General features: G+C 72.9%; 15 protein-coding genes. 10 read left to right on the forward strand and 5 right to left on the reverse strand.

Features of this window, described 5'->3' with window-relative positions; all coding sequences use genetic code 11:
• Positions 1 to 6: 6 nt before the first annotated feature.
• Positions 7 to 1,386 (reverse strand): dipeptidase, encoded by a 1,380-nt coding sequence (locus AB0L00_RS06340; protein ID WP_345355889.1) that lies wholly within the window; start codon positions 1,384 to 1,386, stop codon positions 7 to 9.
• Positions 1,387 to 1,431: 45 nt separating this feature from the next.
• On the opposite strand from AB0L00_RS06340, the gene AB0L00_RS06345 reads away from it, so the two are divergent.
• Positions 1,432 to 1,710, forward strand: coding sequence for a DUF4031 domain-containing protein (locus AB0L00_RS06345; protein ID WP_345353976.1), 279 nt, complete (start codon positions 1,432 to 1,434; stop codon positions 1,708 to 1,710).
• A 51-nt stretch (positions 1,711 to 1,761) separates the two neighbouring features.
• Here AB0L00_RS06345 and AB0L00_RS06350 read toward each other — a convergent pair whose 3' ends face one another.
• Both AB0L00_RS06350 and AB0L00_RS06355 read right to left on the reverse strand, forming a co-directional pair.
• Positions 1,762 to 2,460, reverse strand: coding sequence for a permease prefix domain 1-containing protein (locus tag AB0L00_RS06350; protein WP_364429212.1), 699 nt, complete (start codon positions 2,458 to 2,460; stop codon positions 1,762 to 1,764).
• Positions 2,457 to 2,795, reverse strand: a complete 339-nt coding sequence (locus AB0L00_RS06355) for a helix-turn-helix transcriptional regulator (protein WP_364429215.1) — start codon at positions 2,793 to 2,795, stop codon at positions 2,457 to 2,459. The genes AB0L00_RS06350 and AB0L00_RS06355 overlap by 4 nt, the downstream gene beginning before the upstream one ends.
• 176 nt (positions 2,796 to 2,971) lie before the next feature.
• Between AB0L00_RS06355 and AB0L00_RS06360 the strand changes: the two genes are divergently transcribed.
• Positions 2,972 to 3,379 carry a DoxX family protein gene (locus tag AB0L00_RS06360; RefSeq protein WP_364429218.1) on the forward strand — a complete coding sequence of 136 codons (408 nt, stop codon included), beginning with the start codon at positions 2,972 to 2,974 and terminating at the stop codon, positions 3,377 to 3,379.
• An 89-nt stretch (positions 3,380 to 3,468) separates the two neighbouring features.
• Here the strand turns inward: AB0L00_RS06360 and AB0L00_RS06365 are convergent, their stop codons facing one another.
• Together AB0L00_RS06365 and AB0L00_RS06370 are read right to left on the reverse strand one after the other, a co-directional pair.
• Positions 3,469 to 4,065, reverse strand: a complete 597-nt coding sequence (locus AB0L00_RS06365; protein WP_364429221.1) for a metal-dependent phosphohydrolase — start codon at positions 4,063 to 4,065, stop codon at positions 3,469 to 3,471.
• Positions 4,065 to 4,844 carry an ATP-binding cassette domain-containing protein gene (locus AB0L00_RS06370; RefSeq protein WP_345353980.1) on the reverse strand — a complete coding sequence of 260 codons (780 nt, stop codon included), beginning with the start codon at positions 4,842 to 4,844 and terminating at the stop codon, positions 4,065 to 4,067. The genes AB0L00_RS06365 and AB0L00_RS06370 overlap by 1 nt, the downstream gene beginning before the upstream one ends.
• Positions 4,845 to 5,007: 163 nt before the next feature.
• Between AB0L00_RS06370 and AB0L00_RS06375 the strand changes: the two genes are divergently transcribed.
• The 8 genes from AB0L00_RS06375 to AB0L00_RS06410 all read left to right on the forward strand — a co-directional run bounded on the left by AB0L00_RS06375 (position 5,008) and on the right by AB0L00_RS06410 (position 13,447).
• Entirely contained in the window at positions 5,008 to 6,126 is a 1,119-nt protein-coding gene (locus AB0L00_RS06375; protein WP_364429224.1) for a siderophore biosynthesis protein, read from the forward strand.
• Positions 6,123 to 7,658: an IucA/IucC family protein gene (locus tag AB0L00_RS06380; protein WP_364429227.1), complete on the forward strand. Its 1,536-nt coding sequence runs from the start codon at positions 6,123 to 6,125 to the stop codon at positions 7,656 to 7,658. Before AB0L00_RS06375 ends, AB0L00_RS06380 begins: the two co-directional genes overlap by 4 nt.
• Complete coding sequence (locus AB0L00_RS06385; protein ID WP_364429230.1) at positions 7,655 to 9,265, forward strand: IucA/IucC family protein; 1,611 nt, start codon at positions 7,655 to 7,657, stop codon at positions 9,263 to 9,265. Before AB0L00_RS06380 ends, AB0L00_RS06385 begins: the two co-directional genes overlap by 4 nt.
• Positions 9,266 to 9,339: 74 nt before the next feature.
• Positions 9,340 to 10,497, forward strand: coding sequence for a type III PLP-dependent enzyme (locus tag AB0L00_RS06390; protein WP_364429233.1), 1,158 nt, complete (start codon positions 9,340 to 9,342; stop codon positions 10,495 to 10,497).
• 143 nt (positions 10,498 to 10,640) lie between these two features.
• The gene (locus AB0L00_RS06395; RefSeq protein ID WP_364429236.1) at positions 10,641 to 11,699 is read left to right on the forward strand and encodes a glycosyltransferase; all 1,059 of its coding nucleotides are present in this window, start codon (positions 10,641 to 10,643) and stop codon (positions 11,697 to 11,699) included.
• A 46-nt stretch (positions 11,700 to 11,745) separates the two neighbouring features.
• Entirely contained in the window at positions 11,746 to 12,114 is a 369-nt protein-coding gene (locus tag AB0L00_RS06400; RefSeq protein ID WP_364429238.1) for a metalloregulator ArsR/SmtB family transcription factor, read from the forward strand.
• A complete protein-coding gene (locus AB0L00_RS06405) occupies positions 12,111 to 12,758 on the forward strand; it encodes an SRPBCC family protein (RefSeq protein ID WP_364429241.1) in 648 nt (215 codons plus the stop codon). Before AB0L00_RS06400 ends, AB0L00_RS06405 begins: the two co-directional genes overlap by 4 nt.
• Positions 12,755 to 13,447 (forward strand): class I SAM-dependent methyltransferase, encoded by a 693-nt coding sequence (locus tag AB0L00_RS06410; protein ID WP_364431555.1) that lies wholly within the window; start codon positions 12,755 to 12,757, stop codon positions 13,445 to 13,447. Before AB0L00_RS06405 ends, AB0L00_RS06410 begins: the two co-directional genes overlap by 4 nt.
• The last annotated feature ends 55 nt before the right edge of the window (positions 13,448 to 13,502 follow it).

Genomic DNA, 13,502 nt, shown 5'->3' on the forward strand with positions numbered 1-13,502 from the left:
CCCTCTCTACAGACCGGCGGCGAACTCGTCCCAGAGGTACGCGGCCGCCTCCGCGCCCTTGAGCAGCAGCGGCATCTCGACCTTCTCGTTCGGCGCGTGGATCTGGTCCTCGTCCAGTCCGACCGCCACGAACACGAGCGGCGCCGCCAGGATGTCGGCGAGGTCCGCCTCCGGGCCGCTGCCGCCCTCCCGGGTGAACAGGATCTCGGTGCCGAACGCCTTCTCCATCGCCCGCTTGGCCGCCAGCACGCCCGGCGAGTCGATCGGCGAGAAGCACGGCCGGACGCCGGGACCGGGGATGCGGACCTCCGCGCGGACGCCCGGCGGCGTGTGCGCGGCGACGTACGAGCGGAACGCCTCCTGCACCTGGACCGGATCCTGCCCGGCGACGAGCCGGAACGACAGCTTCGCGTGCGCCTCGCGCGGCACGATGGTCTTGCCGCCGGGACCGGTGTGGCCGCCCCACATCCCGTTGATCTCCGCGGTCGGCCGGGCCCACACCCGCTCCAGGGTGGTGAAGCCCTCCTCGCCGTACGCGGCGCCGCTCTCGCCCGCCGTCTCGAGCCACTTCCCCTCATCGAACGGCAGCTTGGCGAACAGCGCCCGCTCCTCCTCGGTCAGCTCGACGATCCCGTCGTAGAAGCCGTCGAGGGTGACGCGGCCCCGCTCGTCGTGCAGACCGGCGAGCAGCGCGGACATGGCGTGCAACGGGTTGGGCACCGCGCCGCCGAACGAGCCGGAGTGCAGATCGAGCGCCGGGCCGTACAGCGAGACCTCCGCCTCGGTGAGGCCCCGCATGCCGGTGCACATCGACGGCACGTCGGCGGCCCACATCGTCGTGTCGCTGATGACGATCGCGTCGCAGGCCAGGCGGTCCTTGTTGGCGCGCAACAGGTCGGCGAAGTGCGGCGAGCCGGACTCCTCCTCGCCCTCGATCAGCATCTTGACCGTGACCGGCGGGGCGGTGCGGCCGCTCGCCGCCAGGTTCGCCTTCAGCCCGAGGGTGTGGAAGAACACCTGGCCCTTGTCGTCGGACGCGCCGCGGCCGATGAGCCGCTCGCCCTTCTCGAACGGGACGAACGGCGCCGTCTCCCACTCCTCGAGCGGCTCGACCGGCTGGACGTCATGATGCCCGTACACGACCACCTTCGGCGCGGCCGGGTCCTCGGCCGGCCACTCGGCGAACACCGCGGGGAGACCGTCGGTCTCCCAGATCTCCACGGTCGGGAAGCCGGTGTCGCGCAGGTGCGCGGCGAGCCATTCGGCGGAGCGCCGTACGTCGTCGCGCCGCTCCGGATCGCCGGAGATCGACGGGATCGTCAGCCACTCCTTCAGCGCGTCGAAGAACCCGCTCGCGTTGGCATCGATGTAGTCGCGTACGTCCATGAGCAGCCTTCTCACCGGGAAATGGTCCTCTGGCACTCTAGTCCGGTGACCATCCTCATCGATCGACCCCTGTGGCCCGCGCGTGGTCGGCTCTGGTCGCATCTGGTCAGTGACGCCTCGTACGAGGAGCTGCACGCGTTCGCCGAATCGCTGGGCGCGCCGCGACGGGCGTTCGACCGCGACCACTACGACGTGCCGGAGGAGTTCTACGACGCGGCGATCGCCCACGGCGCGACGCCGGTCGGCTCCCAGGAACTGGTCGCCCGCCTCACCGCCGCGGGCCTGCGCCGCCGCAAGCGTTCCCGTTCCGACCAGGCGGTCTGAGCCGTGCGCTCCCGTGAGATCGGAGGCCAGGGGTAGCCGGGAGATCACGCACTACGGCTTGAGCCGCAGGCAGGTGCGGGCCGCCCGGACGGCGAGGGTGAGCCGGATGAGGCTGGCCGTCGCGGCCGCCGCGGCTGGAAGCGCGGTGAGCAGACCGGGTGCGCCGGCCGCCTGGACGGCGAGCACGATGAGCAGCCCGGTGTCGATCGCGGCGGTGCCGCCGGCGGCGACGGCCGCGGAGGCGTGCGGACCGGCGGGAAGCGGGCGGGCGAGCCGACCGGTGGTGGCCACGGTGAACAGAGCGCCGGCGACGCCGATCGCCAGGGCGATCATGATGAGCTGGATGGCCGGCCGGGCACCGGTGGACACGCCGGCCCACTGCCAGGGCGGGGCGGGCCGGACTCCGATGCCACCGGCCGCGGCGGCGCCCGTCCACAGTGCGCTGATCAGCGGGCCGGTCGTCATCAGCGCGAGCACGGTGCGGCGTGCCTGGGCGGCCGTGAGTTCGGCCCGGAATCCGTCGGCGACCCGGTCCGGGCCGCCGAACTCGGCGATGGCGGCGCGAGCGGCGCGGGCCGGCTCTAACCCCCTGGAATGGTGGGCGTCGGCGGCATCGGCGAGCCCGGCGCCCAGTTCGGCCAGGATGTCGCGGCGCGCCTTCGCCGGGCCGATCAGCCTGGCGGACACCTCGGTCAGGTAGCACCCGATGACCTGATCGGAGGCCCCGGAAAGGCCGCTGGGGCCGGTCACTGTGTCACCGGTCGCTGATGCGGCCCCAGCAGGGCGGTGACGGCGGCGGAGAACTCCCGCCAGGAGTGCCGCTCGGCATCGAGCATCCGGCGGCCGTCCGGGGTGAGCTCGTAAAGGCGCCTACGCCGCCCGCCCTCCTCGGACCACCTCGCGCACACGAGGCCGGCCCGTTCCAACCGGCGCAGCGCCGGATAGATCGTGCCGGTGGGCAGGTCGAACCGGCCGTCACTGCCGGCCCGCAGCGCCTCCATCACCGCATAGCCGTGACGGGGGCCGTCTTCAAGAGCGGCGAGCAGCATGCCATCCAGGTGGCCCTTCAGCGCTTGTGCCCTCATACGTAGCAATGCTACCGTCAGGGAATAGGTAGTAAAGCTACACGTAGGTTACCTACCCCAGAACTCACGAGGGCGGCGTACCGGTCACACCCCCTTCCGGACACCGGCCAGGAGAACAGGACGTCGGTATGGACACTTCGCCGCAACCGCCGACCATCGTCGACCCCCGCGGATCCATGCGTTCGCGATCGGTCGGATACTGGTCGGCCACCGCATTGGTGGCGGCCGAGTTAGGAGTCGGCGGCATCTGGGACATCGCACGCATCCCATCCGTCCGCGACCTCGTCACGCACCTGGGTTATCCGTCCTACTTCCTCGTCCTACTCGGAACCTGGAAGGTCCTGGGCGCGGTCGCCCTGCTCATCCCGCGCCGGGCCGTGCTCAAGGAATGGGCGTACGCCGGCGCCTTCTTCGTCTATACCGGGGCCGCCGTGTCCCACCTGACCACCGGCCATGACCTCGGCGAGCTGGCACCGCTCGCCGTCTTCACCGTGCTGATCGTCCTGTCGTGGGCGCTTCGACCCCCCGGCCGCCGCACCCACACCGCGCCCCGCCCCGGGGTCAACGACAGAGCGGGCGCTTAGGCGCGACCGAGGAGCCGCACCCGTGCGCCGACCGACCGCGCGCCCTGCGGCGGGCGTTCGACCGCGACCACAGCGACGTTCCGGAGCGGTCAGGGGCGGCGCAGGAGCATGAGTTCGGTTTCGAGGTTGTGGCGGGCGGCGGTCTCCCACCGCTCGCGGCCCGGGGGCGTGCGGAACAGCGCCGGGGCGTCGAGCAGGGCCCGCAGCACGTCGGCGCGGCCGTGCCGGAACGCCTCGTCCGGGACCGCGGCGTACTCCTCGCGGACGGCGGCGGCGTACGCGGCGTAGCGCTCCGGGTCGGCGGCGAGGATCGCCAGGTCTGCGTCGTTCAGGACGGCGGCGTCGCGGTCCCCCGGGGCCGGGTCGTGCGCCGCGGTCATCCGGACCAGCCGGGCGACCTCCGCGACCGTCTCGGGCGGCAGGTCGGTGTCGGCGAGCATCCGCTCGGCGAGGACGGCGCTGCGTTCCTCGTTGTCGGTGCGCAGCGGCTGGTACACCGCGTCGTGGAACCACGCCGCCAGGCGCACCGCGGCCACGTCGTCGGCCTCACCGGCCAGCTCGTCGATCCGGTCGAGGACGTCGGCGAGGTGCCCGGCGTCGTGGTAGCGGCGGTGCGGCTCCTCGTAGCGGCGGATCAGCTCGGCGCCGAGGACCTCCGGGCCGGGCCACCGGGACAGCAGATCCATCACACGGCCCTCGCGGTCCAGCGCCCGCCGGTCTTCTCGATGGTGATGGGGTGGTCGAAGCACCCGCTGATCAGGTCGGTGGTCAGCACGTCGTCCGCGGCGCCGGAGGCCAGGACCTTGCCCTGGCGGAGCAGGATCGCGTGGGTGGTGCTGGCGGGCAGCTCCTCCAGGTGGTGCGTGACGAGCACGCTGGTCAGCGACGGCTGCGCGCGGCGGAGCTGGTCGATGGCGCTCAGCAGTTGCTCGCGGGCCGCGACGTCCAGGCCGGTGGCCGGCTCGTCGAGCAGGAGCAGGCGCGGCCGGGGCATCAGGGCACGGGCGATCAGCGTGCGCCCGCGCTCGCCGTGGGAGAGGGTGGGCCACCGGCTGTCGCGGCGGTGGTTCAGCCCGAGCAGGTCGATCAGCTCCTCGGCGTGGTCGAGCTCCTCCGGCGTGGGCTTCCAGTGCGGGACCAGCTCGATGGAGCCGGTCGCGCCGGTGAGCACGACCTCGTGCACCGTGCGGCCGGACCGCAGCGGGTGGTGCGGGTTGACGTGGCCGATCCAGGCGCGCAGCTCGCGGACGTCCACCCGGCCGAGCCTGTGGCCGAGGATCTCCACCTGTCCGCTCGTCGGGTGCTGGTACGCGCCGACGAGGCTGAGCAGCGTGGACTTCCCGGCGCCGTTCGCGCCGAGCAGCGCCCAGTGCTCGCCCTCGTGGACGGTGAGCGACACGTCGTCGAGCAACGCCCGGCGATCCCGGACGAAGCGCACATCTTCTACACGCAGCACAGGAGTCATCGACAGCCGAGCGTACGGCACGCGTCCAACGAGAGGGGGCGAGGCCGCCGCTGACCACGAAGCCGACACACGTCGACACAAGTGGTTGCGTACGGCGGCCGTCCACGCCACTATGGTCACCCCGGCAACTTAGGTAAGCCTAACCTAGCCCTCTGGGAGACTCGTGCGGCTCTACATCGTCGCGGGCAAGCGGACCGACTCCGTGGCCCACGGCTTCCTGCCCGCGGCCGCCTCGCTCGGCCTCGACGTCACCCTGCTCACCGACCGGGCGTGGCCGGAGGAGACGGTCCAGTGCGACGTCACCGACTTCCGGGCGATCATCGACGAGGTCTCCCGGCGTGAGGCGCCCGCGGCGATCTTCTCCAACAGCGACCACCTGCAGACGCCCACCGCCCTGGCCGCGGAGTACTTCGGGCTGCCGGGCAAGGACTGGCGGGCCGCGCTGCGGGCCAAGAACAAGGCGCTGATGCGCCGCGCGCTGGGCGGGGTCTTCGCGGTCGAGCTGCGGCCCGGCCAGGAGTCGCCCGCGCTCGCGGACGCCCCGTACCCGCTGGTCGTCAAGCCGCGCGAGGGCGTCGCCAGCGAGGACGTCTTCCTCGTACGGGACGCGGCCGAGCTCACCGCGCGCTGCCGCGGGATCTGGCTCCGGCGCCCGGGTGCCCTCGTCATCGAGGAGTACCTCCCCGGCGACCTGCACACCCTCGAGACGCTGAACGGCCACGTCGTCGGCTCGTTCCGCACCACACTGTCGCCGCCGCCGCACTTCATCGAGGAGCGCCTCGACTGGGCGCCGCCGCCCTGCGCCGACCAGGTCCTGGACGCGCTGCGGCGGCTCGGCGTCGGGTTCGGCGCCTGCCACACCGAGTACGTCGTGCACGAGGGCCGGGCGCGGATCGTCGAGGTGAACTACCGGATCATCGGCGACCACTGCGACTTTCTCCTCGCCGAACTGCTCGGCGTCCCGCTCTTCGCGTGGGTGCTCCGCGCGCACCTGGGCGAGAAGGTGCCCGAGCCGCCGCCCGTCACGGGACACGCGGCGGTCGACTCGGTGATCGCGGACCGGTCCGGCACGCTGACCGCCGCGCCGGAGCGCCGGGAGGAGACGGACGACGGCGTCCGGGTCGCCTACTGGCCGGTGCGCTCTTCCGGGGACGTCATCGCGCTGACCCGGACGAACCGCGACTACCTCGGCACGATCCGCGCGGTCGGACCGGACGCGGCCCGCGTCGACGCCGCGATCCGGCGGTTCCGCGCGCGGCACCGCTGGGAGATCGCCCCGTGACCGGCGCGCCTGCGCTCGCCGTCCCGCGGCTGGAGGAGGGGTACCTCGCCGCGCGGGTGCTGGACGCCCTGCTGCGCGAGGACTACGGCGGGCTGTCCCGCCGGGTCGACGGCGACCGGCTGACCCTGCCCGGCGGCCGGGTCGTCACCCTCACCGCGCACGACGGCGGATGGGGGCGCTATCCGGGGTTCCTCGCCGAGCGCGTCGTGGCCGACGCCGTCGGGCTGGACGAGGTGCTGGGCGTCGTACGGGCGCTGGCCGACCCGCGCGACGACGTCGCGGCGTTCGACCGCGAGTGCCGGGAGACGCTGCGGGCGCTGCGCCTGTTCGAGGCGGTCCGCCCGCGGCCGGCCGGAACGACCCGGTACGACGCCCTCGCCGCCGCCGTGGACCACCCGGTGTACCCGACCGCGCGGTGCCGCCTCGGCCTGGACGAACGCGACCTGCTGGCGTACGCGCCGGAGTTCGGGCCGTCGTTCCGGTTGGCGTGGACCGCCGTTCCCGGCGCCCACCGCCACGGTCACCGTCCCGGCTGGTGGCCCGAGCCCCGCGACCTCGGGCTGCCCGCGGGGCACGACGTGTTCCCGGTGCACCCGCTGACCGCCCGGCTGGTCCCCACCGTGCCGGGCCCGGCCGTGACCGTACGGCCGACGCTGTCGATGCGCACGGTCGCGATCGACGCCCGCGAGCACCTGAAGCTCCCGCTGCCGACCAGCACGCTCGGCCTGCGCAACCGCCGGGTGATCATGCCCGGCACGCTCTCCGACGGCGCGCTCGTCGAACGCGTGCTGCGCGCGGTCGTCGAGCGGGAGCGTGCACCGGTGCTGCTCGCCGACGAGCAGACGTACGGCCACGCGGACGACCCGCTGCGCGGATACCTCGTGCGGCGGCTGCCCGCCGACGGCATCCCGGTCGCGGCGCTCCTCGCCCGGACGCCGGACGGGCCGTACGTCATCGAGGAGCTGACCGACGACGTCGCGGAGTTCTTCGGGGCGTACCTCGCCGTCCTGTTCGACTGGAACGTCCTGCTCGCGGCGCGGTACGGCATCGCGCTGGAGGCCCACCAGCAGAACGTCTCGATCGTGCCCGGCGACCCGCCGCACCTGATGATCAAGGACAACGACGGGGCGCTCATCGACCTCGGCCGGCTCGCCCGCGCGCTGGGCCGGGCGCCGGATCCGGCGGAGTTCGCCGACCAGCGACTCCTCACGGCCGACCCGGAGGCGCTCGCCCGCGTGTTCGTCACGATCACGGTGCACCTGTGCGCGGGAGCGCTCGCCTTCGGACTCGCCGAGCGCGGGCTCCTCGCCCTGGACACGGGGCTGGGCCTCGTCCGCGACCGGCTCGCCGCCGCGCTCGACGCGTACGACGACGGGTTCCTGCGGGCGCGCACCCTCGACGCGGACCGGCTGCCCGTGAAGGCCATGGTCACCGCCGGGACGCTCGTCGGCAAGGACCGTACCGGCGCCCAGGACATCAACAAGCACTACGGCCCGCCCGGGCCCAACTACCTCAAGAGGTCGACCACGTGACATCCCTCGCCCCGGCCGCGCCCTCCGTCGGAGGGCGCGTCGACCCGGACGCGGCCACGGCCCTCGCCCTGCTGAACTGCGCGGTGCGCGAGCTGTGCGCCCCGGAGCACCAGGTGCGGGTCGGCGACGGACACCTCATGGTCCGGTTGCCGCGGGTCGGCGTCACGCTGCGCGCCGTCCTGCGCCGCCCGCCGCTGATGAGCCCCCGGCTGGCCGGGCCGGTCGAGGAACGCCGCGACGGCTGGGTGGCCGTCGACTGGCGGCGGATCACCGACCTGATCGCCGGCGAGCTGGAGCTGACGACGGGAACACCGAACCCGGAGTTCACCGCGCAGGTGACGGCCAGCCGCGACGCCATGGAGCTGTTCGGCCGGCGACGCGCGCCGCGCGAGGCCGACCCGTTCCTGTCGTCCGAGCAGTCGCTGCTCGCCGGGCACCGGTTCCACCCCTCCCCCAAGGCCCGGCAGGGCGCCGACTGGCCCGCGTACGCCCCGGAGCTCGGAGCCCGCTTCCCGCTGCGCTGGCTGGCCGTCCGCACGGACGCGGTCGTCGAGGAGGGCGACGCATCCCTCCTGGACCGGCTCGGCCCGCCGGTCCGCGCCGGGTACCGTGTCCTGCCCGCGCATCCGTGGCAGCTCGCCCTGCTCCGGCCGGAGTCCGACGCGATCGTCGACCTGGGACCGTACGGCCCGGAGGCGGTGCCGACCTCCTCGGTCCGCACCGTGTACGTGCCGGACGCCTTCCTGAAGTTCAGCCTCGACGTCCGCATCACCAACTGCGTGCGCAAGAACGCCTGGTACGAACTGTCCGGCGCGGTGGCGTTGACGCGGGCGCTGCGGCCCGTGTTCGACGGCCTGGCCTGCGAGCTGCTCACCGAACCCGGCTACCGGACGGTGTCCGTCGGCGGCACGCGGCTGCGGGAGGGGCTCGGTGTGATCGTCCGGGACGGCGTCCGGGGCCTGCCGGGCACTCCCCTGCTGGCCGCCGCCATCGCCGATCCGGACGGCGACAGCCCGGCGGCCGTGTCCCGGCTCCTCGGCGACGACCCCGCGCCGGACCGGGTGCTGGCCTGGTGGGACGCCTACGTGGGACACGTGGTGCCGCCGGTCCTGCACGCCTACCTGCGGCACGGCGTCGTCCTCGAACCGCACCTGCAGAACGTCCTCGTCGCGGTCGACGGCGACGGCACGCCGGTCCGCGCGGTGTTCCGCGATCTGGAGGGCACCAAGCTGCTGCCCGGGCCGTGGAAATCTTTCCTGGCGGAGCTGCCCGAGCCGGTCGCGCGGGCCCTCACCTACGAGCCCGAGCACGGGTGGAACCGCGTCGTCTACTGCCTGTTCGTCAACCACCTCGCCGAGGTCGCCGCCGCCCTCGCCGACCGGCAGCCGTCGCTGGAACCCGCGCTGTGGCGGGTCGTCCGGCGGCACGTGACCCGCTGCGCCGACGACACACCGGCGGACACGGACGGCGCCGCGCGGCTGCGCGCGCTGCTGGCCGGGGTACCGCTGCCGGCGAAGGCGAACCTGCGCACCCGGTGGGCCCGTGACGCCGACCGGCAGGCGACCTACGTCCCGGTGCCCAACCCGCTCGCCGAGGGCCTCGCGTGACCGGCCGGCCTCCCGAGGGGGAACGGAAGCCCGCCCTGCCGACACCGCCACCCGAGATGGAGCGGGAACCCGCCGTGTCGGCACCGTTGCCCGAGACGGTGCGGGAACCCGCCGTGTCGGCGGCGTTGCCCGAGACGGTGCGGGAACGCGCGCTGTCGACGCGGCTGCCCGCCTACGTCTACGACCTGAACGGACTCCGCGCCCACGCCGCGACGGTCCGGGCCGTGACCCCCGTAGAGGTCTTCTACGCGGCGAAGGCCAACCCCGACCCGCACCTGCTCGCCGCGCTGGGCCCGTACGTCGACGGCGTCGAGGTGTCCTCCGGCGGCGAGCTCGCCCACGTGCGCACGGCCCTGCCCGGAGCCCGGCTGGCGTTCGGCGGGCCGGGCAAGACGGACGAGGAACTCGCGTCGGCCACCGGTGGCCGCCCGCCGGTCGACCGGCTGCACGTGGAGAGCCCGCACGAGCTTCGCCGCCTCGCCGCGCTGCGCCGCGAGACGGACGTGCTGCTGCGCGTCAACCTGCCGGTCTCGATCAGCGGGGCCGCCCTGCGGATGAGCGGCCCGTTCGGCATGGACCCCGAGGCCCTGGGCGTCTGCCTGGACCTCCTCGAGCGGACGCCCTGGCTGCGACTGCGCGGCCTGCACGCCCACCTGGCCTCCGGGCTGGCGGCCGAGCCGCTGCTGCAGGTCGCCGCCCAGGTCCTCGGCTGGGCGCGGACCTGGATGGACGGGCCGAAGGAGATCAACCTCGGCGGCGGCATGGCCGTCGACTACCGCGACCCGGGCGCCCGCTTCGACTGGGCGGCGTACGGCGCGGGACTGGAGTCCCTGCGGCACCCCGATGAGACGCTGCGGATCGAACCCGGCCGCGCGCTGACCGCCTACTGCGGGTGGTACGTCACGGACGTGCTCGACCTGAAGCGGTCGCACGGCGAGTGGTACGCCGTGCTGCGCGGCGGCACCCATCACCTGCGCACCCCGGTGACGAAGGGCCATGACCAGCCGTTCACGGTCCTGCCGGCGGGCGGCGGTCCGGTGGCGAGCGGTCCGGTGACGCTGGTCGGGCAGTTGTGCACGCCGAAGGACGTGTTCGCCCGGCAGGTGCCGGTCGACCGCCTCGCCATCGGCGACGTCGTGGCATTCTCCCTCGCCGGCGCGTACGCCTGGAACATCTCCCACCACGACTTTCTCATGCACCCGAAACCTGGCTTCGGCTACATCGATTGTTGATCGCGACGGGAGATATCCTCGGAGCATGGTGAGCCCCCCGATATCCGACGGAGATTGTCGCGTTAGGGGGCAGAATGCACCAGGCCACGGCGTCGAACGGCCAAAGGACGACAAGCCACAAGAAGCAGTCGATATGCCTGTGCATGATCGTGAAAGACGAGGCGAAGGTCATCGAGCGCTGCCTTCGCTCCGTACACGACCTCATCGACTACTGGGTCATCTCCGACACCGGGTCGACCGACGGGACGCAGGAGCTCATCCGGAAGACACTCGAAGGGGTGCCCGGCGAACTGCTCCAGGAGGACTGGGTCGACTTCGGGCACAATCGCACGCTGAACATCCAGCACGCGTTCGGTAAGGCCGACTACATCCTCCTCATCGACGCCGACATGGTCGTAGAGCGAGACGGCGACCTTCCGGAACTGACCGCCGATTCCTATATGTTGCGCCATTCCGGCGACCTGGAGTACCGCATCAAGCGACTCGTCAAGGGCGACATCAAGTGGCGCTATGTGGGCTCGACCCATGAATATCTGACCACCGACGATCGGGACCGCGCCGTCAACCTCGACGCCCTCATCATCGACCATTTCGCCGACGGCGGTTCGCGCGGCGACAAGTTCGAGCGCGACGCGCGCCTGCTCCGCGCGGAGCTCGACCGCGATCCCGGCAATTCCCGCGCGGTCTTCTATCTCGCGCAGACCATGCGCGACATGGGCGACGCGCGAGAGGCGCTCGCCCTCTACGAGCGGCGGGCGGGGATGGGCGACTGGCCGGAGGAGGTCTACTACTCCCTGCTCCAGGCCGGGATCCTCCGGGCCGAGAGCGGCGACTGGCCCGGAGCCATGGACACCCTGACGCGGGCGTGGGAGTACCGGCCGCAACGACTGGAGGCGTGTTACGAGCTGGCCTCGCGCCTCCGGGAGATGGGCCGCCACCAGGCCGCGTACGCGTTCGCCCGCGCCGGCCTGAACCGCCGCGAGCCGGACGACTGGCTGTTCGTCCAGCCGTGGGTCTACACCTGGGGACTGCTGTTCGAGTACTCCATCGCCGCGTACTGGGCCGGCGACCTCCGGGGCTCGCTGGAGGCCTGCGACCGGCTGCTGGCCATGCCCGACCTTCCCGACCCCTTCCGGAAGCAGACACGGGCCAATCGCGAGTTCGCCGTCCGCGCCGTCGCGGAGGCGCGCGGCCGAGCCTAGCTATCGGTCTGGACTTATATAAGCCGACACTGATATCTTCGCCGGCGTGCACGCGTTCGATGTGCTCGGGGATCCCGTTCGCCGCAGGATCCTCGAGCTGCTCGCCGAAGGGGAGATGGCGTCCGGCGCGGTCTGCGCCGTGGTCCGCGAGGAGTTCGGCATCTCCCAGCCGGCGGTCTCCCAGCACCTCAAGGTGCTGCGTGACTCCGGCTTCGCCACGGTGCGCCCGGACGGCGCCCGGCGCCTCTACGCGGTCAACTCCGACCCCCTCCAGGAGGTCGACGCCTGGCTCGACCGGTTCCGGCGCTTCTGGACACCGCCCCTCGACGCACTGGCGACGGAACTCGCCCGCGGCAGGCGCGAGCGCCGCCGCCGGACCGAGGCCGAGCCCGACCCGGAAGAAGGGAACCCATGATCGACGTCACTCACCAGATCAACTCGGTCCGCCGGAAGGTCGGCAGCCGGATGATGGAGGCGGGCGAGGCGCGCACCGTCACCATCAGCCAGACCTACGCCGCCCCGATCGAAGACGTGTGGGACGCCTGTACCGACCCCGAGCGCATCCCCCGGTGGTTCCTCCCCGTCTCGGGCGATCTTCGCCTCGGCGGCCGGTACCAGCTCGAAGGAAACGCCGGCGGCACGATCGAGCACTGCGACCCGCCGAAGGCCTTCGCGGCGACGTGGGAGTTCGCGGGGCAGGTCAGCTGGATCGAGGTCCGGCTGACCGCCGAGTCCAAGGACAGCACCCGCTTCGAACTCGAGCACATCGCGCACGTCAGCGACCACTGGGACCAGTTCGGACCGGGGGCGGTGGGAGTCGGCTGGGACGGGGCCCTGCTGGGCCTGGCCGGACATCTCGCCGCCGATCCCGAGGCCATCGCTCCGGAGCAGGCCATGGCCTGGGCCGGGTCCGAGGAGGGCCGGCGGTTCATGACGCTCAGCAGCGAGAGCTGGTACGAGGCGAACATCGCCGCGGGCGCCGACGAGACCTGGGCCCGCGCCGCGGCCGACCGGACGACGGCCGCCTACACCGTCCCACCGCAGCCCGCCGATTCCTGAGCGCCCGTCCCGGCCGCCGACGCCGTCATCGCGTCGGCGGCGGCCCGGGGACGCACGCACGCTGGCTGGCCGCCGACGGTTACGAGGTTCACCTCGTGGACCCGGTGGAGCGGCATCTGCGCGAGGCCGGAACCGCGTGCGACTGCACCACCGAACTCGGCGACGCCCGCGCCCTCAGCGCCGAAGACGAGTCCTACGACGCCCTTCTCCTGCTCGGCCCGCTCTATCACCTGCAGGAGCGTACGGACCGGGTCCAGGCTCTTCGTGAGGCGCGGCGGGTCCTACGCCCCGGCGCGCCCCTGGCGGTGGCGGCGATCAGCAGGCACGCGGAGCTCATCGACCTGGCGGCGGCCGGCCGCCTCACCCCGGCCGCGACCCCGGTCATGCGGAAGGTCCTCGCCTCCGGCCGGCACAGCAGGGAGCACGGATTCACCACCGCCTACTTCCACAGCGTGCCCGAGTTGCAGACGGAGGTGGCCGAGGCCGGTTTCACGGACATTCGCATCTACGGAGTCGAGGGGCCGGCCTGGGCCGCGCTCAAAGGGATCGCGGTGCACACGGGCACCTCGCTGACCGGCTCACCCCTCGTGGCATCCGCCCTCGTGGCGGCGCGGATCGCCGAGTCCGACCCGGCTCTCATCCCCGCCAGCTCACACCTCATGGCCTTCGCCCGGGCACCAGGCGCATGAGGCCCGTCAGTCGTGAAAGCTTCACGAACCTCGTACGCGCTGACCTGCGCGAACT

Source organism: Actinoallomurus sp. NPDC052308 (assembly GCF_040679195.1).
GTDB lineage: Bacteria > Actinomycetota > Actinomycetes > Streptosporangiales > Streptosporangiaceae > Actinoallomurus > Actinoallomurus liliacearum.